We start from the raw sequence: 20,929 nt of genomic DNA, 5'->3' as shown, positions 1-20,929 counted from the left end.
GAATCGCCGGCCGCTATTCTGCGCTCAATGCCTTGAGCGCCAACGCCGCTTCAGCCAGCTCCAGCTCGCTGAACACCCGCACCCCATTGCGCTTGAGCAATGCCGCCGTCACGCCTTCGCCACTTACCTTGACCCCGCTGAACGTGCCGTCATACGTCAGCAGGTTGCCACACGAGGGGCTGTTGGCCTTGAGCACGGCGATGCGGATGCCGTGCTCGCGCACCAACGCCAGCGCTTGATACGCACCGGACAGAAACTGCGCGCTCACATCCTCGCCCTCGGTGGTGATCACCGCCGCGTTGCCATCGAGCACTCGCGCGCCCTGGCCGCCCGGAATCTCCGCCGCCGGCCGAGGCGTGGGCAAACCACCGGCGACTTCCGGGCACAGCGGCACGACGCGACCTTCGTCGAGCCAGTGCTGGAGCGGGTCGAACGGCCCGCTGGCGCCACCGTCGTAGCGCACGCGATGGCCGAGCAGGCAGCGGCTGACCAGAATCTTTTCCATGTTCAGAACAACTCGTTGCCACGGCGCCGGAACCAACCGGTCAAGGACAGCCGATCACGCGTGGCCGGCAGGACTTCATGGGGTATATCCCCCGACAGGAACACCACCAGGCAGCCGCCCGTGGGCACCACGTCATGTTCCACGCCTTCATCCAGGTACATGCGCAACTGGCCGCCGTGCTCCGGCAGCCAGGCATCATTGAGGTAGAGCACCGCCGAGACCATGCGCCGGTCATCATCGCGGAAACGGTCGACATGCTTGAGGTAGAACGCGCCCGGCGGGTACAAGGCGAAATGACTTTCAAAATCCTCCAGGCCCAGGAACAAACCCCGGTTCAAGGCCTCGCGCAGGCTGTCCATCAGCCCCAGGTAACGATCACAGGCCTCGACCTGGCCGGGCTCGATCCACTGGATGCGATCGCCACGAACCCCTTCGCGAATTTCCGAAAACGGCCCACGCCCCACGGCGGCTGGAGCCAGCTCGCCTTCCGCGGCGCGCTGGCGACATTCGGCCGCCAGCGCGCGGGTGAGCGCATCCGGCAGGAAGATGTTCTGCTGCGACCAGCCACGCTCGGCCAGGTCGTCGACGATACGTAACAGCAATGGATGATCAGAAGGTATTCGCATGGCGCGCATAGTATTCCTGTGCCTGCAAAACCGACAGCGCCGCGCAGCGGGTTGGCTGCGCCTGTCAGCACCGTCGTACGAACTTGATACGAATTCTCGACAAGACCCCGCCCCCCACGGAGAATAGTCGGCTGCTGACAGGAGTCCCTATGCGCCGTTTGCTTTTCTCACTGTTGATGTTCTGCGTATTGCCCGCCTGGGCAGACAGCTATGACCAGTTGTACAAGGTCGCCGGCTGGCCGGAACAGCGGGCGCATTTCAATGACGCCTTGAGCGCCGCGCAGCAGCGCTACCAGAGCAGCTTGCCGCCGGCGGTCTTCCAGGCGCTGGTGAACAACAGCAACCAGCGTTTCGCGCCCCAGGCCATGGACCAGCGGGCCGAGGCGCAACTGCGCAGCAACCTTGCCGACCCGAACCCGGCCCTGGCTTTTTTCCAGTCGCCACTGGGCCGTAAGGTCGTCGCCGCCGAACTGCTCGCCACCCGCCGCGACCAATTGGCGAAGAACGCCAAGGGCCTGCCGAAGATGCAAGCCAGCGACAATCGCCTGCTGATCATCGGCCACCTGGCCCAGGCCCTGCCTGCCCGCGAAGCCGGCGCCGAAGTCAGCCTGGCAATCGCCGGCGTGGCGGCCGACAGCTTGAGCTCGATGATTCCCGGCCTGCTCGGCGGCGGCCAGGCCCAGGGCATGCTGAACGGCCAACGCCAGCGCCTGATGGATCAGATCGGCGCGGACCTGAACAACACGTTGCTGTACGTCTACCGCGACCTGACGGATACCGAACTGGAAGAATTCGCCACGTTTGCCGAGTCGGCCGAAGGGCAGGCTTATTACCAGGCGGCATTGGCGGCTATCCGGGCGGGGTTGGCGGTGGGGCAGAATCTGGGGCAGTAATTTTCAGCGCCTGTTGCATCGTCTTCGCGAGCAGGCTCGCTCCCACACTGGTCCCCCAGCACACCCAATACCCTGTGGGAGCGAGCTTGCTCGCGATAGCAACAACCCAGTCACCGCCGAATCCGGCCCATCCGCTTGCTCAAAAACCCGAACATCTCCTGCCGTATCGCCAAGGTCTCGTTCGCCAGGTGATGCCGCCCCTCGGGCAACATCAAGACCTGCGGCCGATCGAACTTGCCGCGCAACACTTGCAGGTTATGCCGCCAATCCACGGTCATGTCCGCCTGCCCTTGCACGATCAAGGGTTGCCGCGGGCTGCTCGGCGCCGCCTCGATACGCCGGATCCACTGCGCCAGCGCCCCGACCCACGCGGTGGGCAGGCGCAGCGGTTGCAGCGGATCGGCCTGCAGGAACGGCAGGAAACCCGGATCGCTGGAGTTCTCGCTGAAGCGTCGGGCGATGCCAGTCACAAAAGGTTTGAGCAGGTAATAACTTAAGCGCGACCAGCCCCAGGCACGCGGCCGAACCAAGGGCGACAACAGGATGACCTGACCCTGGGCCGGGCTGTCCGCGCCGTGGTTGAGCACATGGTCCACCACGATCGCGCCGCCGGTACTCTGGCCGCACAGGTGCCAGGGTTGCGGCAGGTCCAGCGTCCCGGCTTCGGCCAGCAAGCCGCGCAAGGTCGCCTGGTATTCGGCGAAATCGCCGATGCTGGCGCGTTCGCCACTGGACAGGCCGTGGCCCGGCAAGTCGCAGCTGATCACCACCCATTGCTGATCCAGCGCCCACTCGACCAAATGCCGGTACAGCCCCATATGGTCGTAATAGCCATGAAAGAGAAACAGCGTCGCCACGGCTTTTTCCGGCCACCAGACCTGGCCGACCAGTTCATACCCGGCAATGTCGAAACGTCCCAGGCCTCTGCGCAAGGTCCGCGCCGGAAAGTCCAGCCCATAGAATTGCTGGTAGGCCTGCGCTTGCGCAGACAGCGGTTGCCACTGCGCCAGGGGTTGCAGGCTGGCGCGCAGGTCATCGGGGTCGAAGGAGGCGGGCATCAAAATTCCAGGCAAATGCGCATCGCGCGAAAACGGGCGTTATAGGCCTGCGATATTCATCTGTCGCGCCAGCCATGGCAAGCTACGCGGCTTCAGAGGATTGACTCCATGCGCCCGTCCCACCGCACGACCTTGCTTGCCAGCCTCCTCGCCCTGACGTGCGCCGTCATCCTGTGGTTCGCCTACGACTGGTTCCAGGGGCGTTTCCTCCGGGCGTTCAGTCAACACACGGCGGTGTTTTCCGGCGACCCGCTGCGCCTGCCCGCCGATCTCGCCGGTCCGGGCGCAATCCGCCTGGTGCACTTCTGGGATCCGGCCTGCCCATGCAACGTCGGCAATCAGCAGCACCTCTCCGAGCTGATCGACAAATATGCGCCGCAAGGCGTCGAGTTCTACGCCGTACAAAAGACCGGCAGCCAAGGCCACTTGCCCAGCACCTTGAGCAATCTCAAACCCCTGACGACGTTACCAGGCTCGGCACAGATTCCCGCCAGCCCCGCCGTGGCGATCTGGGACCGCAGCGGCAAGCTGGCGTACTTCGGGCCTTACAGCGAAGGCTTGACTTGCAACTCGAGCAACAGCTTCATCGAGCCAATACTCGAAGCACTGAATATTGACCGGGAAGTTAATGCGACTCACACGCTGGCGGTCGGCTGTTATTGTCCGTGGTCGAACTCAAAGTAATCCAACCCAACTACGATACGTATTGTTTAAACCTCTGCAGGCGTCTTACAAAGTCAGAGCTTTTGCTCTTTTCTAGAGTACTTGCTCAAACAGCGAGCTGGCGCTGAACCGTTTGTCGGATCCAATTTTTCGAAAAGCCTCCGAGATCCCCCGATTTTCGCTCCAGACGCCAACCAGGCCGGTCGCGTAGGGGTTTTCGGGGTGCTCTGGCTGTAAAGCTGAATCGTTTAACAACCGTCGGCGCTACGTGAACTTTTCTTTAATCGCTTCTCTAACCCCGTACAGAAGATGTTGATTTCCCCTGCGATTGCGCGGCGGCGCTATATATCGAGGAAGTTGGATACGCCTTTTCATCGTTTTACTTGTCGACCCTCCTAAACCAAACAAAAAATGGAATCGTCAGTGATGCAAAAGTTGTTATGCGCTGCACTTTCCACTCCCACGAAAGAGGATGCTCTCAATCTTGAGGCGTTTGCCCAGTGCGTCGCCCCGCTAGGGGTCGATGTGCTGTTGCGCGGCGAGACCGGCACGGGCAAGGACACGCTGGCGGAAAAAATCCACCGCATGTCCGGCCGCTCCGGCAAGTTCGTCGCCATCAATTGCGCCGCCATTCCCGAGTCCCTCGCGGAGAGCCAACTCTTCGGCGCCAACACCGGTGCGTTTACCGGTGCCAGCCAGAATCGCGCTGGCTTCGTCGAAGCCGCGCACAACGGCACGCTCTATCTGGATGAGATCGACAGCATGCCGTTAGGGCTGCAAGCCAAGCTGCTGCGTGTCCTGGAGTCCAGGACTGTGCAGCGGCTGGGCTCGACCCAAAACATCCCGGTGGACATGCGGGTGATTGCCTCGGCCCAAAGCCCGTTGGCGGAAATGGTCGAGCGTGGCGAGTTTCGTCGGGACCTCTATTTCCGCTTGAACATCATCAGCCTCAAGCTGCCACCGTTGCGCAGTCGAAAAGAACGTATCGTGCCGCTGTTCCAGTCCCTGGTACGCCGGGAAGCCCTGGCACTCGACCAACCCTACGTCGCGCCTTCGCCAGCGCTGTTGCGCCAGTTGCTCGGCTACGCCTGGCCGGGGAACATCCGCGAGTTGCAATCGGCCGCCAAACGCTACGTGCTCGGCTTGCCGGCACTGCCGCGCGCCGAGCAGCTGGAGCACAACAGCTCGACCCTCAAGCTCAAAGAGCATCTGCAGCAGTTCGAGAAGATCCTCATCGAGGACTGCATGCGTCGCCACCATCACTGCATCGATAAAGTCATCGCCGAGTTGGGCATCGCCCGCCGCACGCTCTATTACCGGATGAAATGCCTGCAAATATCGACGAGCTGAGTGGATCGGTGGAACCGTTTTCGCAGCGGTCGCCACTTATTCGTCGAGACGTTCACGATCGTCTCGCCATTCCACAATCCGGAGATACGACTATGAGTTTTGGTGGAGCTTCTCTCGCCGCCTCCACGGCAGCCATGCAACAGATGGACGCCACGTCGGCGGCGATGACGACCATGAAATCCCAATTCGACCAGAAGAAACTGGTTGCCGACACCATGAACGCAATCGCGGCAGGGTCGATGGATACCGCGACCAAGGCCATCACCGCCATGGGGGAGGCATCCAAGAACATACGCTTCTGACCCTCTCGCTCCAGCCCCGCTCCGGCGGGGAATCCCATGCGCGTCGAGGGAGAAACCCGATGCAGATCCATTCGCCAGACAACCTTCGTAGCACCAGAGATTTGCTCGGTGACGACCCGACACTGCGCCAGGCCTCGCCTGCGAACGGCCTGGCGGATCGGGTCGTCGAGCACCTGGCGCTGCACGGTACGAGCGATCGGCTGCGCGAGTCGCTCGTCCAATGGAGCAGCGAACACGGCTCGACTGGCGGGCAGCCCCGCTCAGGTTTATCCACCCCGCAGGACAGACTGGCCGCCGAGACCCAGGCCCCTCTGCATCGGGTGCTCGAAGATATTCTTGAGGAGATCAACGGAGGTACCGGGTCCACCCTCGATGTCGACAGCGACGATGCCTATTCCAACGAAGATCTGTTCAACGACCTGGCGCAGATGCTCGCCCACCGCCGGCAGCCCATCGGCGATAACGACGTCGACAGCCAGAGCGATTTCGGCAACGCCAACAACCCGTTCTGCGGTGCGCTGTTCGGCGCCTGGGAGCTGGAAGGAGACCGCGCCACGCGTCGCGACCGCTACGACACCAGCCTGTCGTTGTTGCTCAAGATCATCGCGGTGCTGGGCCGAAGGAAACTGCTGACCCTGCTGGACATCGACGAAGAGCAAGGCCAGGCGCGTTATGAACAGGACGACCTGGACCTGCTGTTCGAGGTCGCGGCATTCATGGACCAGCACCCGTCGCGATACCCGCCACCGGCGAGCTTCGACGGGCAAGACTGGACATGGACCGAACGGATTGCCTGTGGCGCATGGCTGGAGGCTCGCGAAACACGACTGTTCCAGCTCGCCCTGGAAGAACTGGACCTCGCTCTCGCCCGCCTGGCCGGCCAGCAGCCGTCCATGCAACGGCGCGGTCGACGCAGCCGGGAAGAAATCGAGTTTCATCTGAGCGTGACGGGTAGCGCTCGCAACGTCTTGAGGCTGATGTACGCCTGAAGGCCCACCTTGTAATCGGAGATATGCCATGACCGTACAAGCCATCGACACCACCAGCGTGGTTTCCACCGCAACCAAACCTGGCGCCAGTGCGCGGGCAGGCGCCGAGACCAGCGATGTCAGTTGGTTCAACGCGCAAATGCGCGAAAAAGCCCCCGCCCCCGACAGTGAAAACAACGTCGCGGCGAGGATCATCGATTCGTTGTCCAGCCGCTCCGGCGAATTGCAACGGCTGGACGATCGCGCCAACCGGGACATGCTCAAGGCCATCCGCACCGCCGATCCCCAGGACATGTTGCAGTCCAACCGGTCGCTGTCGTCCTTTCACCTGGAAAGCCTGATGACCGCAAAGATCGTCAGCAAGGGCTCCCAGGCGATCGAGAAGCTCACCAATCTCCAGTAAGGGAAAGCCGGTCATGTCCATGCGCGCATTCTCACCCTTAGTGCTGTGCCTGCTGCTCGCCGGATGCGACGAGAGGACAGCGCTGCATAGCCATCTTTCCGAGCAGGATGCCAATGAAGTGATCGCGGAACTGGCGGACAAGAACGTCGAGGCCAGCAAGCAGGTCGATAAGGACGGGCTGACCGTGCTGGTCGAGCCAGCGGACATGAACAGCGCGGTACAGGTTCTCGAAGCCGCTGGGCTGCCGCGCCGATCGCGCTCCAGCCTGGGGGAAATCTTCCGCAAGGAAGGCGTGATTTCCACACCGATGGAAGAGCGCGCCCGCTACCTCTACGCGCTGTCTCAGGAGCTCGAATCGACACTGTCGCAAATCGATGGCGTGGTGCTCGCCCGGGTCCATGTGGTGCTGCCGGAACGGGTCGCTCCCGGCGAGCCGGTCCAGCCCGCGTCGGCCTCGGTGTTTATCAAGCACACCAGCGCGCTGGATCCTGACAGCATCACGCCGAGAGTGCGCAACCTGGTCGCCAGCGGAATTCCGGGCATGGCCGACGCTGCCCAGAACCCGGCCAAGCTGTCGGTGGTGTTCGTTCCCGCGGCGGCATATCAGGAGCGACGCAAGATGGCGTATTTCGGGCCATTCCTCATGCAGGCCGACGACATCGGCTATTGGCGAGGCGTGACCCTCGCGGCCGGCCTCACCTTGCTCGCCCTCCTGCTGGGCGCCTCGTACGGCCTCTACCGGTTGTGGCGCAACGGCGTACTGGTGCTGCCGCGATTTTTCGAGCGCAAGGGCACAACGCCGGCGGGTGCGCAAAACGGCACGGCGCCGTCACTGTTCGCGGTGAAGAACCCGGGCGCCAAGCCTGACAGCAAGGGGACCGCTGCATGAACGCGGCGCTTGAATGGGCTCGCTGGTGGAGCCTGGCGTGGCGCGAAGCAGACCGTGATTGGTATCCACCCGCGCTCGGCCTACTGACAAGGCCACAAATCGATGCCTTGGCCCGCGGGCATCACGCCGCATTGGCCCGCAGTTTCGGCATGACGCCGTGCACGCCGCCACAGCCCGACCCGGCGGTGTTGTCGCTCTGTTGCGGCACGCCCCGAACCTTGGCCCTGGCCTGCCAATTAGTGGCGAACACCTGCTCGCCGTTGACGACGATGGACATGCTTTCGCCGCAGGACCGGGCGTGGTGCGAGCGCACCGCCAAGGCGTTGCGCCCCGGACACTGGCTCGAACCAGGCCACGACCCGCTTGCACTGCTGCGCGCCTGGCTGGGGGAGCGGACCTGGGAGCGTACGCGCCTGGCCTTCCCGCGCGGCAGGATCATTGCCCTCGAAGCGCAGCCCACCCCACGCCCGCCTGCCGCCAAGCTCAACACGCTCTGGCAGTCCGCGTGCTGGAAAGCCGAGCAAAGCCTGGCGCCAGCGCCCACCCAAACGGAGATACACGATGCTCGCTCGGCGCTCGCTTGACCTACGTCCCGGTGGCCAGGGCCTGTTGCAGCCCTGTATCCCTCGCGAAACCCTGGTGGACTGTGGCCGAGCACAGGCCGTTCTCGAACAGGCCCAGGCACACGCCACGCAGCTGATCCAGGGTGCGGCCGAAGAGGCGGGCGCCGCAGTGCTCCAGGCTCAGGCGCAGTTCTGGGAAACAGCCGAAACCGTGCTCGCCACCTGGGAGGCCGAGCGCCAGGCCATGTGGGAACGGATCGAGACCAGCGCCGCGCAGTTAGTCAACGAGGCCCTGGGAACGCTGTTGAACGAAGTCCCGGATCAGGCCCGCATCGATGCACTGGTTCGTCAGCTTGCCTCACGCCAGCATGATTCGGTCAGTGCGACTCTTCGCTGTCATCCCGATGACTGGGCGAAGCTGAGCCAAAGTCTGGGCTCATCTGGCGAACGTCCCTGGACGCCGGTGGCGGATCCCAGCATGGAGGCGCATCAGCTGAAGCTGGAAACACCAGGCGGCACGTTCCTGCTCGATTGGGCCACGGCTGTTGAAGCGTTGCGCCTGCCAGAACCGCAGCCGTAGCCCAAACGACCCGGAACCCGTGGCGAGGGAGCTTGCTCCCGCTGGCCTGCGCAGCAGGGCTCATCTTTTCTCAGGCAGATCGCATCAGCCGTTTTTGCGACTGCTACGCAGCCGAGCGGGAGCAAGCTCCCTCGCCACGGGGGATTCGGATGTCTGACGAATCCATCATCGCGCCTCCTGACCTTTTGCTCACTTTTCGCGGAACCGTCAGCGGCGTAATCACCACTCATCCGGTGAATACGCTTACCTCGGAGCAACCGCCATGTCTTCTATCGATGCCATCCAGCGCCGTCTCGATACCTATTTCCAACGCGCCAGCGACAACGTCAACAACGCTGCAATGAACGCCGCCGAGAGCCAGTCCCTCGACGATATGCACTCGTTCGTGACCAGCATGAACGGCATGTCGGTCGCGGTGAACGCGGCCACTCAACAGACCACCGCCCACCACAACCTCGCCAAGGCGATCATCGATGCAATGCCATGAGCTGCGCACACAGCTCGCCCGCTGGAACGCCGACGTCGACGGCGCGGAACATTTCGCCATCGTCATCGATGATGGCGAAGCGATCTTCAAGAAGCTGGATGACGGCCTGCTGATATCGGTCGAGTTGAATTTCCCGCTGGGCAACGAAGGGTCCCTGGAAGACCTTCTGCGGCTGGCGCAGCCAAGCCTCTCGCGCTTCCCCGGTGCGTTGGCCCTTTCGCCCCAGGACGAGCGTTTATGGCTATTGGCGCAACTGGCGACAGACGCGCACATCGACGATCTGGTCGAAGTGCTCGAAGCACTGCTCAACCAGCGGGACACCTGGCAATCGATTCTCCATAAAGAACAACGTGCCGTGGCGCGACGCCCCTCGCACTTTCACTCGCTCGGAACAGGAATCCGCCATGCCTAACAGGTGGCTTGCACCGTACCGCTCGATGGCCGCCGGCCAGGTACACTTTCGCCGGTCCATCGTCCGTCGCTGGACCAAGACCTCGCTGCTTGCACTGGCATTGGCCGGCGCGCTGGGCGCGGGCATGCCGGTCGAAGCGGCGGTACCGACCGACTGGAAAAACACGCCCTACGCCTACGATGCCCAGAACACGCCCCTGCCCAAGGTACTTGGCGACTTTGCCAATACTTTCGGGGTGCAACTGGTGCTCGATGGCACCGTGAAAGGCAGCGTCGACGGCCGGATGCGCGCCGAAAGCCCGCAGGCGTTCCTCGACCGGCTCGGTCTGGAAAATCGTTTCCAATGGTTCATGTACGGCAACACCCTGTACGTCAGCCCTTTGCAAAACCAGGACTCCACGCGCCTGGAAGTGTCCGCCGATGCCGCGCCGGACATCAAGCAAGCCCTGACCGACATCGGCCTGCTGGACCCGCGTTTCGGTTGGGGTGAATTACCCGACGAAGGCGTGGTGCTGGTCTCCGGCCCGGAACGCTACGTGCGCCTGGTGGCGCAGTTTGCCGAGGCGCGCAAGACACCCGAAGAGAAGCAGGAGGTGATCAGCTTCCCGCTGCGCTATGCCACCGCCGCCGACCGGAGTATCAAGTACCGCGGCGATACGCTGGTGATTCCCGGGGTTGCCAGCATCCTCAAAGGCCTGCTGGAAAGCCGCAGCGCGGTGTCCGGCGGAATGCAGGCGACCTCGCCCCAGGCCTCGTTCCAGAACATGCAGGCCCAGCAGTCCATGACAATGGGCAATATCGAGCAGTTGGCATTAAGCGGCATGGGTCGCCCGAACACCAACCGCGTGCAAGGCCCGGAAAGCGCTGGCAAGGGCGGCCGCGGTCGGATCCGCGTCGAAGCCGACGTGCGCAACAACGCCGTGCTCATCTACGACTCGCCCAAGCGTCGGGAGATCTACACGCCGCTGATCCGTGACGTGGACGTGCCACGCAAGCTGGTAGAAATCGATGCGATCATTCTCGACATCGACCGCACCCAACTGGCCGAGCTGGCGTCGAACTGGAACGTCGAGAGCGGCGATCTGATCGGCGGTGCCTCGATGATTCGCCCAGGCGCCAGCTCGACGGTATTCATTCAGGACTACGGCGACTTTTCCGCGCAACTGCGAGCACTGGAAGGTCGCGGCCTGGCCTCGGTCGTGGCGAATCCATCCGTACTGACCCTGGAAAACCAGCCGGCGGTCATCGACTTCAGCCGGACCGAATACATCTCCGCCATTGGCGAACGGGTGGCCACCGTCGAGCCCATCACGGCCGGCACCAGCCTGCAGGTCGTGCCCCACACCATCGAGACCGGCGGCCGCAACCAGATCCAGATGTTCCTGGACATCGAAGACGGCAAGATCGAGCCCTCGGAGGTCGGTCAGCAGACGCCCAGCGTTCGCCGGGGAGTGGTCAGTACGCAGGCGGTGATGGGGGAAAGCCGATCACTGGTGGTGGGTGGTTTTCATACCGAGGAAACCGGCGACAACCTAGAACGGGTGCCGTGGCTCGGACGCATCCCGCTGATCGGACCGCTGCTGTTTTCCTCGACCACCCGCGAGACCAGCCGCCGCGAACGGGTATTCATCCTGACGCCGCGTCTGATTGGCGACCAGGTCGACCCGGCCCGCTACATCTCCGAGCTCGATCGTGAACAGGTGGACAGCGCAATGGCACGTCTGGAAGAGCGGCGCAACGGCACTCGCCCCATCGGTCGCATCGAGATCGGCGACGTGCTCGCCCAATTGGCCGATGGCAACATTCCGCCGACGTTCAAGCAAGCCGCCGCGATTCCTTATTCGGCCGACACGCTGTGCGCGTTGCAACCGGGGCTATCGCTGGACGCCGCCCGCGCCCAATGGTTTGCCGGCCCGGACTACGGCATCGCCGTGGGCGTGGTGCGCAACGATGGCGACCGGCGGTTGCGCTTCGACGAGGCCAGCTGCAGCACCCGCTGGACCATGGCCACCTCCGCCTGGCCGAAGGTGTGGCTCGAGCCCGGTGAGGAAACCGAAGTGTTCGTCGTCATGAGACAACCCAAGCGCACACCAGGTGGCGGGCGCTCTTCTCTCTTGCAAACCAGTGCGAGGATCACGCCATGAGTCGCACCCCGAAGCTGCTCGTCTTGTTGCTGTGCCTGCCGGTTTTCGCCGGCTGCGCAAACCGTTGGGGCTGCCAGGGCGATGCCTGTAGCCGCGCCGAACCCGATAACGGCCGTCTGGTGATCTGGTGGTCGCCGGGTATGCGCGGCGGCCTGGGCTCCCCCGAACATCCGCTCGACCATTCGGTCGTTCCACTGGAGAACTGAAACGGTATGTCTTTTTCGGTACACAGCGTAAGCACCCGCCAGGCCTTTCAGAAAAACATCATCGCCGGCATCGCGACGTATTGGGAAATAGCCCCGGGCATCGAGTTCTGCCTGCGACGCGAGCCCCACAGCTTGGGGCTCGCGTTACAGATACAAAGCCAGGCGCTAGGCGTGAGCCAGGTCCGGCGGGCGCTCGAACGACGCTTCGCCCACCCGAGCGACTATGCGCAGCTGTTCCTGTTTCTCGATCCGCAACGCGCGCTGGTGGTCTGGCAGGCGCTGCCCGAGTCACCGATCTCGGCGCAGATGCTCGACGAGATCCAGTCCCGGCAATTGTCGTTGCTGGGCCTGGAAGACCTTGACGATTATTCGGTTACTTACTGAAGGCCCGTGGCCGAGGGAGGCTTTGCATGACCACCACACCGCTCGCCCAGCGCTTGATCTCGGCCCTCGCGGAACACCTGCATGCGCAGCTGCAACTGGAGGGCGGCGTCTGCGCGCTGTATGACGCAAGCAACCGGGAAGCCGTGATCATCGAGCTGCCCGATCACGGCGATGTGGCCATCCTCCATTGCGCGATCGATGTGCCAGCCCATGCACCTGGCCTGCACAAGCGCCTGTTGGAGCTCAACTTTCGACTGGATCTGCTCGGCGGCAGCTGGCTGGCCCTGGACGACAAGGGCAGCGTTCGCCTGTGTGCCCATTGCCCGTTGTCGATGCTCGATGAGGCGCGGTTCTGCCATTGGATCGTGGGTTTCATCGGCCAGGTCGGCGAGGTGCGCGCACGCTTGATGCCGTCCGCTACGTCAGCGGCTTCACGTCCAACCTCGCTCAATGCGAGCCGTACCCGACTGGTCTAGATAGCAAAAAACCGTGGCGAGGGGATTTATCCCCGCTGGGCTGCACAGCAGCCCCAAAAGCAACAACCCGTTTTTGTTGGCACACCGAGTTGTCTGATTGAGGGCCGCTTCGCAGCCCGGCGGGGATAAATCCCCTCGCCACAGGTCGTTTCTCCTGAGTCATTGCGTCTATTACCGAAGCTTCATCGCCTCACCTCCCTCCTGCATGACTCTCCTCGCAGTGTCCATGAAGCCCTTGGTGACTTCCGTCACCGTGTCGCTCATCAACTTGGCCATGTCGGCCGAGCTCTTGACGATCATCATTTCGCTCTGACGCTCCTCCATTCGCATCTGCATATCGAACTGCTTTTCCATCAACTGCTTTTGACGGGTTTCCATCTCGCTCATGAACGAGTCGGGCGCGCGGGGCGGCGCGGTGGAACTGGAGCTTTGCGTGTCATCCAGCGGTCGATCGTCAGACGGCGCAGGCGTACGCTCGGCGCCCCGTGTCCGGGTCCGGCCGCGCTGGTGAACCGCAGGGGGCGACGAAGACGAGCGACCCCGCCCATGCAGGCTTTGAGTGCCGGTACGCTGCTGGGCGTCGCGAGGCTGCTGGCTCAACGAGGGCGAGCGCGACGAGTGCAAGCTGTCGACGCCATGCAGGGCACCCGTGCCCCTTATGGAATTGGCCAGTGAATTGGGTTCAGGCATAGGGAATCTCCACGAGTCGGTGTGTGCGGTGGGACTGCCGGCAAGCCGGCATCGCCCGGTCGGTCCCGGGCTCACTACCTGAGTGGCATCCCGGTGCGCACCGGTTCCATCGGCCTCAGCGCAGGTTCAGTTCCGGGATTTCGATCACCTCGCCCTTGGCCTCGTCATCCAGCTCGCGCAAGACCCGATAAATATGCGCAACGGCCTGGAGCGTTTCCCGCGGGATATATCCACCTACGTCTTCCTTGTAGATCGTTCGCGCCAGCCAGATGCATTGAATGACCGGGATACGCGCCGCCTTGGCTCGCTCGATCAGGGCACGCGCATCAGCATCGACGCCCTTGGTAATGAGCTGCGGCAACGGCGTCTCCTCCGGCCGATAAAGCAGCGCGACGGCGAAGTGCGTCGGATTGACCACCAACACATCGGCCTCCTCCACCGGCTTGGCTTCCTTGTCCTTGCTGGCGGGTTGGTCGACCAGTTGCCGGGCCAGGCTGCGTCGATGCATCTTGACGTGAGGGTCGCCCTCCATTTCCTTGAATTCCTTACGCACCTCCTCTTCGCTCATACGCAGGCGCTTGGCGAAAAAATATTTCTGCAGGCCAAAATCGAGAATCGCCAGCACCAGCAACACGCCCAGACAGATATGCATGATGTGCCGGAACAGGCTGGCGAGCCCGCGCCAATAGCCATGCAGGTCACCGTTGACCAGGCTGATCAACGACCCGAGGGCAGGCATCGTCACCAGATAAAGCACGCTGGCGATGAACACTGCCTTGACCAGCCCCATGAACAGCTGGATCAGCGCCTGGGCGGAAAACATCTGCTGGGCCTGGTTCAACGGGTTCAAGCGGTTCGGATCGGGGTGAAGGGCTTCGGGCGCGAACAGGAAGCCGAACTGTACCCAACCGGCGATCAGGCGCGTGGCGATTGCCAACCCGACGGTCATCAAGGTGAAACTGAGCAACACGCCACCGGCATGGGCCAGGGTTTCCTCGAAGGCGCGCACGAAGTCGCCGTCCAGACGATGCAACGGGAACGAAACCATTTCACCCAGCGCCTGCATGCTGTTGTCAGCCTGGGTCAATGCCACTTCGGTGACTGCCGTGAGTACCAACAGGCTGCTCAGGTCCTGGCTCTGGCCGACCTGGCCTTTTTTGCGGGCGTCACGGATTTTCTTCGGTGTCGCGCGCTTGGTCTTCTCCCCGCTGTCTTCACTCATGAACCAGCCCTTCCTTCAAGGCGCCTGCAACAGCAGGTGGAGCAGGTTGCGGATTTCCCCGTAACGGCCAAGACGGCCGGTCATCGCGTCCCATAACGTGGGCAGGTAGAACAGCAGGAAGCCCAGCCCGACCAGGCTTTTCGCCGGCATGGCGAGGACAAAGACCTGCAATTGCGGGCTATACAGGCTGAGCAAGGCCAAGGCGAACTCCACCAGCAACAGCAAGCCGATGAAGGGCGCCGCATAAAGCATCATGTGCATGAACATTTCAGCGAGCAGCCCGAGGAACACCCCGAAACCATCCGCGCCGGGCAACGGAAACCAGACCGTGGGCGACCAGACCAGGTAACTGTCCCAGATCACCTGGGTCAGCGTGCCGATGCCCAGGGTGGCGACCAGCAACAGGATCGTCATCTCCTTGAACAGGTGGCCCAACGGCGTCGTATCCGTCCCAAGTGCCGGGTTCAACTGGCCGCCGATGAGCGCACCGCGCTGGTTATCGAGCAAGGCCCCCACTGACTCGTACAGCCAGAACGGCATGGCCAGCAGCACCCCGAGCAACAGGCCCAGCACCACCTCCTTGAACATCAACCCAGCCAGGGTCAGCCAACTGACCTGGGCATCAATCAGGGCCTGGCGGATGCCCGGCGCCGGCAGCATGCCCAGGGCGAACACCACGGCATGGCGCGGCAGGCCTCGCAAATGCTGGAAGCAGAACACCGGGACCAGATAAGCCACCGGATAGATACGCGCCATGCCAAGGGCGATCGACAGCAGCAAGTCCAGATAGGGAAGGAAGGCCTGGGTCGTCATCAGGTGCTGGCCATCAGTTCAAAAGCCCGACGCAACAGGCCCAGCAGCTCGGCGCCAATCCAGCGACCAGTGACCAGCAAGGTCAGCCCGACGGCCACCAGCTTGATGCCGAAGGGCAAGGTCTGGTCCTGAATCTGCATCAAGGCCTGCACCAGGGAAGTCAGCACGCCGACGATCACCGCGACGATCAAGGGCGGCGCGGACAGCAGGACCACCAGCAACATGCCTTCCTTGAACAACGTCATCGCGTCCATCGCATGCCCTCAGAGATAGGAGTAGAACAGGCTGTCGAGCAATTGCGTCCAGCCTTGCACGAGGACGAACACCAGCAGCTTGAGCGGCAACGAAATGGTCATCGGCGCGACCATCTGCATACCGAGCGCCAGCAGCAGGTTGGACACGATCAGGTCGATGACAATGAACGGGATGTAAATCAGGAAGCCCATCTGGAAGCCGGCCTCGAGCTCCGACAACATGAAGGCCGGGATCAGCAGCATCAGGTCGTCGCGACTGGCTTGCTCGGCGCGTTCCTTGGGCCACATGCGCTGGGTGTTTTCCAGCAGGTGGGTGAGGATGTCCGGGTTGGTATTGCGCGACATGAAGGCTTGCAGCGGCTTTACCGCGTTCAAGGCAGAACCCTGCAACGCCTCGGTATTGCTGAAATCCAGTGGCCGCTCTTTCAGTTCCTCGGCGATGTCGTGGCCGACCGGCGCCATGATGAACAACGTCGCCGCCAGCGCAATGGCATACAGCGCCATGTTCGGCGGCACCTGCTGCACGCCGATGGCGTTGCGGGTAATCGTCAACACGATGGCGATCTTCAGGAAGGCGCTGCAAATGATCAGCAACAAGGGAACCAATGAGATCCCGCCGATGAACAGCGCCAGCAGAAAGGGGTCGACCCCCTGGAAGCTCATCCAGCGACATCCACGCGAGTGATTTGCAGACCGAGCCGGCCATCCACCTCTACCAGTTCGCCGTGGGCCAAGGCCCGTTCGCCATGGAACAACGCCGCCGCGCCCGGCGCCACGCCCTGGACCTGGAGCACCGAGCCGGGTGCAAGGTCGCGCAACTCGCCGAGGGTCAGGCTCAAGTGGCCGCAACGTATCGTCAGCGCCAATGGCAGGTCGTCGAAACGCTCGCGGGTGGCGGCAGGATCTGCAACCGGCGCCTGCGTGGCATCGGCGTCGACGGGGTAAGGCGCTGGTTGCTCGTCGACTTCAGGTGCCTGGACGTCGGGTTCGTAGCGAGTGGTGTCGTCCCAGTCGGGCGTCAGGATGTCGGTGTCGGCGGTGGTGTTCATAGCGGTCTCCTCCAGAGCGAGCAAGGTCAGGCGCAACGGTGCGGCGCGGTCGTACACCCGCACCCGCGCACATTGCCGGCCCAGGCGAATGATTCCCTGGCCGGATGAATCGAACAGGGCGGACTCCGGAACCAGCACGTCACCGGGGCGCAGCGCGGCCACGTGCCTGGCCGCCAACGTCAGGTGCCCCAATGGCAGCGGAACATCCAGCGCAAGGTCGTCGCCCCAGGGCACACTCCGACGCTGCCAGGGCGCTGCGCCAAGCACCCCCAGCAGGGTCGTCCCGGCGATTTGCAGATGGCTCGCGGCACGCGCCGCGCCTGTTTTCACCTCGACCCGGCAGGCGATGCCCTCGACGACGTGACCGGCCAGCGGTCTCAGAAAACCGAATGCCTGTCGCAAGGACTCGCTCAGGGTTTGCTGGAACAGCGCCCAGAACCAGGTGTCATCCGCGCAAGGCTCGGCGGGCAGGACCACTGGGCACTCACCGAACAGGCTGAGTACCGGACCGGGCTCGTCGAGGGCCAGGGCACCTTGTGCACACTCCAGCACAAACGGCGTCGCTCTCGCCGCGCCGCTGGCCGGGGTCAGCTCCACCACGCCCGCTTCGCCGGCCACCTCGAACGCCAGACTGACGCCAGCCCCCAAGCGCTGCCGGGCGGCGGCGTCATCGCTGCACATCGATCGCAGCGCCAATGCACGTACGCTCATGTCGCACTCGCCTCCTCTTCGGATGCCACGCGCACCGTCACCGGCTGGCCCAGGCTCTGACCCAACGCCTCTTCCAGGCGCCCGGCCCGACTCGATAACCGCGCACGTACTTCTGCGGTTTCGCCACTCAAGCCAATGTCCCAGCCAGACGTTCCGGCCAGACGCTGCGCAGAGACCCTGATCCGCCCCAGGTGGGGAAGGTGCAGCAGCAGGTCCAGTTGCTGGTCGAGCGTGGCCCGCAGCCGTGGCGAAAGCTGATCGACAAAGGCGTCCACTTCGCCGCTCTCCAGGCCCACCCACCCTGACAGGGAGCCGGCGCCGGCGGTGTCGTCCTCGCAACTGCCCCGAGGTGCGTCGACCCACTGGCGAAACCAGTAGCCGTCACTGCGCCCGGCGATCACTTCGGGGTCGCGTTCGGAAGCGGGCGCAGGCTCGCGGGCCGCCGGACGGGTGGCCCGACTCACCTGGGCAGGCCCGTTCTCATGCACACGCGGCGCGTGGCGAGCGGATGCAGCCGGCGGTCCACCGCGTACCGTGCGTTCATTCATCATCGGGGACCTCCATCAGGTACTCCATCATGGCGCCGAGCTTTTCCAGGTCACGCCTGCGCCCCTGCAATCGCTGCTGCGCGGCTTCGGTATGGCGTGCCTGCTGCGCCTGTTCCTCGTCCAGCGCCTGCAAGGCCCGCGCTTGCTCCGCCAGTTCGCCGATCAAGCGCCGCTCCTCGGTGCTCCAGGCATTGAGTTCGCAAATGCTCAGCGCCCGGCCACGGTGCTCGCCGTAGAGGGCCTCGCGCTGAGCCGCCTGCTGCTCACAGGCTACCTGCCAGCGCGCCCGCGCGGCGGCGAACGCGGCCTGGCGCTCGCGCAAAAGCTCGCGCTGCTGGCGCCAGGCCCGTTCGGCTTGCGCCTCGCGATGCCGGCGCACCGGCGCCAGGGCGTCCAGATCAGCCCGGGACATAGGCGGTCAATTGCTGGAGGTTGGCCAATGTCGACGTGAACGTCTCCGGCTCACGCAAGTCCTGGCGCAGGAATGCGTCCAGGGCACCGCGGGATTCCACCGCCAGGTCGGTCAAGGGGTCGGCGCCGGCCTGATATTCCCCCAGGCGCAGCATCAGTTCGATCTGCTCGTAGGCCGACAGCAACCGCCGCAGATTGATGCCCGCTCGAAGGTGCTCGGCCTCGGCGACATTCGCCAGGGTTCGCGAGAGGCTGGCCAACACGTCGATCGCCGGGTAATGACCGCGCTCGGCGAGTTTGCGCGACAGCACGATGTGACCATCAAGCAGCGAACGCACTTCATCCGCCACCGGATCGTTCATCGAATCCTGTTCGATGAGCACCGTATAAAGCGCGGTGATCGCCCCCTCATTGCTCAACCCGGCCCGCTCGACCAGACGCGGCAGCAGGCTGTAGACCGAAGGCGGCAAGCCGCCGCGCCCCAGCGGTTCGCCAGCGGCGAGGCCGATTTCCCGTTGGGCCCGGGCGAACCGGGTCAGCGAGTCGATGAGCAGCAGGACGCGCTGGCCACGAGCGCGAAAGCCCTCGGCCAAGGCCGTGGCGGTGAATGCCGCGCGGGCCCGTTCCATGCTGGACCGGTCGGAGGTGGCACATACCAGGACTGCACGAGCGCGCAATTCATCGTCCAGTTCATGGTCGAGAAATTCGCGCAACTCGCGCCCACGCTCACCGATCAAGCCGAAGACAATGACATCGCAGTCAACGTTGCGAGCGATCTCCGCCAGCAATGTGGTCTTGCCGCAGCCGGCACCGGCGAACAACCCGACACGCTGGCCTTCGCCAAGTGTCAGCGGGCCGTCGATGGCCCGTACGCCGGTCATCAGCGGCTGTTGAATGCGCGGTCGCGCGGTCGGCGCAGGCGCCTCGCCAATCACTTGCGAGGCCTGCAGTACCTGCGCCCCGGCGAATGCGCCCACGCCACCGTCCAACAGGGGCCGACCGAAGCCGTCCAACACTTGCCCAAGCAATTGCGGCCCGACAGTCACCCGATGGGGCATGCCCAGCGGCTCAACGACCGCGCCGACCCGCACGCCCTCCAGGCCACCCAAGGCGCTGAGCAAGGCATCGTGGCGGTCGAAGCCGACGATTTCGGCGAGCAACGGCTCGCGCGCGTCACGTTCGACCTGGCAGAGGTCACCGATCTGCGCTCCCGGCAGCCGGCATTGCAACAAGATGCCGCTGACCCGCTGTACCTGTCCGCGCACCATGACCGGCGAGAACCGGCGCAGATGCGCCCGTTGCCCGGCCTCCCAGGTTTCCAGTCGGGCAATGGCCGCCTGCGTCATCACCAGGTGACCTCGTAGCGTTGCTCACCTTCGAAGGTGACCTTGCCGGCATCGATCGCGGTCAGGCGCAGCCCATCGATCTGGTCGCCCAAAAACAACCGGCGGCCGTCGGCCGTGACGACATGGCCATGTTTGCCGCCGACGATCTGGGCGATCTGAAACGGCAGTTGACTCAGCCGCTCCCTGACGTTGGTCGTGATCGCGACCGACGTATCGTAGCGGGCATGGAATCGCTCGACCAGCCGTTCGACCATCGCCAGGCGTTGACGCGGCAACTCACCCACCAGGGCCAGTCGGCCGTCCTGGACCTCGGTCTGCACATGGGCATCCAGGTCACGCTCCTGAAGCATGCGATCGAGCTCCAGGCGGACCGCCTCGACAGTGTCCAGGGCCACCTTGGCCGGCTTGAGCTGTTGCACCGCACCGGGCGCCACGGTCGGTGCCGGCTGGCTGGTGAAGGCCCAGGCGCTGGAGGCAACGGTGATCACCGCGGCAGCGATGCCCAGGCGCTTGGGCCAGGAAGGCCGCGCCGCAGCCCTTTGTGGTTCGCGCTCTGCCGCCAGGTGCGCGGCGTCATCCAGGGCTGCTTCTTCAGGCCAGGGCTGATCCGCCGGGGCCAGGCACAACCAGACGCCAGCGATAGAGAACGGCGCATTGCTTTGCAACGCCCCGGCGGGGATCCAGGGCTGGCCTTGTGCATCACAGACCTTCCCCTCCAGCGAGTCCAGCAGCCATTGGCCCTGAACCTGCCTGAGGACCACGTGATGTGCGCAGATGCCCGGATCGTATAACGCCAGGTCGGCGTCTTCCGCCGCTCCCACTACCCATTGCTCGCCCACCAGCGGCAACGCCGCACCTCGGTGCAGACCACTCAATACACGCAGCTCGAACATGGCCAACTCCTCAAGGCGCGACGGGGGTGCGCCCACAATCCGGTTGAACGACGGGGCACGGGT

General features: G+C 63.9%; 28 protein-coding genes. 15 read left to right on the top strand and 13 right to left on the bottom strand.

Features of this window, described 5'->3' with window-relative positions:
- Positions 1 to 13: 13 nt before the first annotated feature.
- Both PSH78_RS01675 and PSH78_RS01670 read right to left on the bottom strand, forming a co-directional pair.
- Entirely contained in the window at positions 14 to 505 is a 492-nt protein-coding gene (locus PSH78_RS01675) for a DUF523 domain-containing protein (RefSeq protein WP_305498125.1), read from the bottom strand.
- Positions 506 to 507: 2 nt separating this feature from the next.
- Positions 508 to 1,140: a 2OG-Fe(II) oxygenase gene (locus PSH78_RS01670; protein WP_305498123.1), complete on the bottom strand. Its 633-nt coding sequence runs from the start codon at positions 1,138 to 1,140 to the stop codon at positions 508 to 510.
- A 140-nt stretch (positions 1,141 to 1,280) separates the two neighbouring features.
- Here PSH78_RS01670 and PSH78_RS01665 point away from each other — a divergent pair, with 140 nt between their 5' ends.
- Positions 1,281 to 2,024, top strand: a complete 744-nt coding sequence (locus PSH78_RS01665) for a DUF2059 domain-containing protein (RefSeq protein WP_305498122.1) — start codon at positions 1,281 to 1,283, stop codon at positions 2,022 to 2,024.
- Between the two features lie 110 nt (positions 2,025 to 2,134).
- Here PSH78_RS01665 and PSH78_RS01660 read toward each other — a convergent pair whose 3' ends face one another.
- Positions 2,135 to 3,082 carry an alpha/beta hydrolase gene (locus tag PSH78_RS01660; RefSeq protein ID WP_305498120.1) on the bottom strand — a complete coding sequence of 316 codons (948 nt, stop codon included), beginning with the start codon at positions 3,080 to 3,082 and terminating at the stop codon, positions 2,135 to 2,137.
- Positions 3,083 to 3,190: 108 nt separating this feature from the next.
- Between PSH78_RS01660 and PSH78_RS01655 the strand changes: the two genes are divergently transcribed.
- The 14 genes from PSH78_RS01655 (at position 3,191) to PSH78_RS01590 (ending at position 12,929) form a co-directional block, all read left to right on the top strand.
- On the top strand, positions 3,191 to 3,766 hold the full coding sequence (locus PSH78_RS01655; RefSeq protein WP_305498119.1) for a DUF6436 domain-containing protein: 576 nt from the start codon (positions 3,191 to 3,193) through the stop codon (positions 3,764 to 3,766).
- A gap of 405 nt (positions 3,767 to 4,171) precedes the next feature.
- A complete protein-coding gene (locus tag PSH78_RS01650; RefSeq protein ID WP_305498118.1) occupies positions 4,172 to 5,095 on the top strand; it encodes a sigma 54-interacting transcriptional regulator in 924 nt (307 codons plus the stop codon).
- Between the two features lie 92 nt (positions 5,096 to 5,187).
- Positions 5,188 to 5,397 carry a hypothetical protein gene (locus tag PSH78_RS01645; RefSeq protein WP_003206573.1) on the top strand — a complete coding sequence of 70 codons (210 nt, stop codon included), beginning with the start codon at positions 5,188 to 5,190 and terminating at the stop codon, positions 5,395 to 5,397.
- Positions 5,398 to 5,456: 59 nt separating this feature from the next.
- Positions 5,457 to 6,386, top strand: a complete 930-nt coding sequence (locus tag PSH78_RS01640) for a type III secretion protein (protein WP_305498117.1) — start codon at positions 5,457 to 5,459, stop codon at positions 6,384 to 6,386.
- 28 nt (positions 6,387 to 6,414) lie between these two features.
- Positions 6,415 to 6,789, top strand: a complete 375-nt coding sequence (sctI, locus tag PSH78_RS01635; protein ID WP_305498116.1) for a type III secretion system inner rod subunit SctI — start codon at positions 6,415 to 6,417, stop codon at positions 6,787 to 6,789.
- 13 nt (positions 6,790 to 6,802) lie between these two features.
- A complete protein-coding gene (gene sctJ / locus PSH78_RS01630; protein ID WP_305498114.1) occupies positions 6,803 to 7,678 on the top strand; it encodes a type III secretion system inner membrane ring lipoprotein SctJ in 876 nt (291 codons plus the stop codon).
- Positions 7,675 to 8,262 carry a hypothetical protein gene (locus PSH78_RS01625; RefSeq protein WP_305498113.1) on the top strand — a complete coding sequence of 196 codons (588 nt, stop codon included), beginning with the start codon at positions 7,675 to 7,677 and terminating at the stop codon, positions 8,260 to 8,262. The genes sctJ and PSH78_RS01625 overlap by 4 nt, the downstream gene beginning before the upstream one ends.
- Positions 8,240 to 8,821: a type III secretion system stator protein SctL gene (gene sctL, locus PSH78_RS01620; RefSeq protein ID WP_305498111.1), complete on the top strand. Its 582-nt coding sequence runs from the start codon at positions 8,240 to 8,242 to the stop codon at positions 8,819 to 8,821. The genes PSH78_RS01625 and sctL overlap by 23 nt, the downstream gene beginning before the upstream one ends.
- Positions 8,822 to 9,083: 262 nt before the next feature.
- Positions 9,084 to 9,308, top strand: coding sequence for a serine kinase (locus PSH78_RS01615; protein ID WP_305498110.1), 225 nt, complete (start codon positions 9,084 to 9,086; stop codon positions 9,306 to 9,308).
- Positions 9,295 to 9,720 carry a type III secretion system chaperone gene (locus tag PSH78_RS01610; protein WP_305498109.1) on the top strand — a complete coding sequence of 142 codons (426 nt, stop codon included), beginning with the start codon at positions 9,295 to 9,297 and terminating at the stop codon, positions 9,718 to 9,720. Before PSH78_RS01615 ends, PSH78_RS01610 begins: the two co-directional genes overlap by 14 nt.
- A complete protein-coding gene (gene sctC / locus PSH78_RS01605; protein WP_305498108.1) occupies positions 9,713 to 11,863 on the top strand; it encodes a type III secretion system outer membrane ring subunit SctC in 2,151 nt (716 codons plus the stop codon). Before PSH78_RS01610 ends, sctC begins: the two co-directional genes overlap by 8 nt.
- Positions 11,860 to 12,069: an HrpT family type III secretion system protein gene (gene hrpT, locus PSH78_RS01600; protein WP_305498107.1), complete on the top strand. Its 210-nt coding sequence runs from the start codon at positions 11,860 to 11,862 to the stop codon at positions 12,067 to 12,069. Before sctC ends, hrpT begins: the two co-directional genes overlap by 4 nt.
- A gap of 6 nt (positions 12,070 to 12,075) precedes the next feature.
- On the top strand, positions 12,076 to 12,453 hold the full coding sequence (locus PSH78_RS01595; protein WP_305498105.1) for a hypothetical protein: 378 nt from the start codon (positions 12,076 to 12,078) through the stop codon (positions 12,451 to 12,453).
- A gap of 26 nt (positions 12,454 to 12,479) precedes the next feature.
- Positions 12,480 to 12,929, top strand: coding sequence for a type III secretion system chaperone (locus PSH78_RS01590; RefSeq protein WP_305498104.1), 450 nt, complete (start codon positions 12,480 to 12,482; stop codon positions 12,927 to 12,929).
- 171 nt (positions 12,930 to 13,100) lie between these two features.
- Here the strand turns inward: PSH78_RS01590 and PSH78_RS01585 are convergent, their stop codons facing one another.
- The 10 genes from PSH78_RS01585 to PSH78_RS01540 all read right to left on the bottom strand — a co-directional run bounded on the left by PSH78_RS01585 (position 13,101) and on the right by PSH78_RS01540 (position 20,866).
- A complete protein-coding gene (locus PSH78_RS01585) occupies positions 13,101 to 13,619 on the bottom strand; it encodes a type III effector (protein ID WP_305498102.1) in 519 nt (172 codons plus the stop codon).
- A 115-nt stretch (positions 13,620 to 13,734) separates the two neighbouring features.
- The gene (gene sctU / locus PSH78_RS01580; protein ID WP_305498100.1) at positions 13,735 to 14,841 is read right to left on the bottom strand and encodes a type III secretion system export apparatus subunit SctU; all 1,107 of its coding nucleotides are present in this window, start codon (positions 14,839 to 14,841) and stop codon (positions 13,735 to 13,737) included.
- A gap of 15 nt (positions 14,842 to 14,856) precedes the next feature.
- Positions 14,857 to 15,654: a type III secretion system export apparatus subunit SctT gene (gene sctT, locus PSH78_RS01575; protein WP_305498098.1), complete on the bottom strand. Its 798-nt coding sequence runs from the start codon at positions 15,652 to 15,654 to the stop codon at positions 14,857 to 14,859.
- On the bottom strand, positions 15,654 to 15,908 hold the full coding sequence (gene sctS / locus PSH78_RS01570) for a type III secretion system export apparatus subunit SctS (protein ID WP_305498097.1): 255 nt from the start codon (positions 15,906 to 15,908) through the stop codon (positions 15,654 to 15,656). Before sctS ends, sctT begins: the two co-directional genes overlap by 1 nt.
- Before the next feature lie 9 nt (positions 15,909 to 15,917).
- The gene (gene sctR / locus PSH78_RS01565) at positions 15,918 to 16,571 is read right to left on the bottom strand and encodes a type III secretion system export apparatus subunit SctR (RefSeq protein ID WP_305498095.1); all 654 of its coding nucleotides are present in this window, start codon (positions 16,569 to 16,571) and stop codon (positions 15,918 to 15,920) included.
- Positions 16,568 to 17,668, bottom strand: coding sequence for a type III secretion system cytoplasmic ring protein SctQ (gene sctQ / locus PSH78_RS01560; RefSeq protein ID WP_305498093.1), 1,101 nt, complete (start codon positions 17,666 to 17,668; stop codon positions 16,568 to 16,570). The genes sctR and sctQ overlap by 4 nt, the downstream gene beginning before the upstream one ends.
- Entirely contained in the window at positions 17,665 to 18,219 is a 555-nt protein-coding gene (locus tag PSH78_RS01555; RefSeq protein ID WP_305498091.1) for a type III secretion protein, read from the bottom strand. Before PSH78_RS01555 ends, sctQ begins: the two co-directional genes overlap by 4 nt.
- Positions 18,209 to 18,628, bottom strand: coding sequence for a hypothetical protein (locus tag PSH78_RS01550; protein WP_305498090.1), 420 nt, complete (start codon positions 18,626 to 18,628; stop codon positions 18,209 to 18,211). The genes PSH78_RS01555 and PSH78_RS01550 overlap by 11 nt, the downstream gene beginning before the upstream one ends.
- Positions 18,615 to 19,973 carry a FliI/YscN family ATPase gene (locus PSH78_RS01545; protein WP_305498088.1) on the bottom strand — a complete coding sequence of 453 codons (1,359 nt, stop codon included), beginning with the start codon at positions 19,971 to 19,973 and terminating at the stop codon, positions 18,615 to 18,617. The genes PSH78_RS01550 and PSH78_RS01545 overlap by 14 nt, the downstream gene beginning before the upstream one ends.
- Positions 19,973 to 20,866 (bottom strand): FHA domain-containing protein, encoded by an 894-nt coding sequence (locus PSH78_RS01540; RefSeq protein ID WP_305498086.1) that lies wholly within the window; start codon positions 20,864 to 20,866, stop codon positions 19,973 to 19,975. Before PSH78_RS01540 ends, PSH78_RS01545 begins: the two co-directional genes overlap by 1 nt.
- Positions 20,867 to 20,929: the final 63 nt, after the last annotated feature.

The organism is Pseudomonas sp. FP198 (assembly GCF_030687895.1).
In the GTDB taxonomy this organism is placed as follows: Bacteria; Pseudomonadota; Gammaproteobacteria; order Pseudomonadales; family Pseudomonadaceae; genus Aquipseudomonas.
This window is presented reverse-complemented; position numbering and strand designations above follow the sequence as displayed.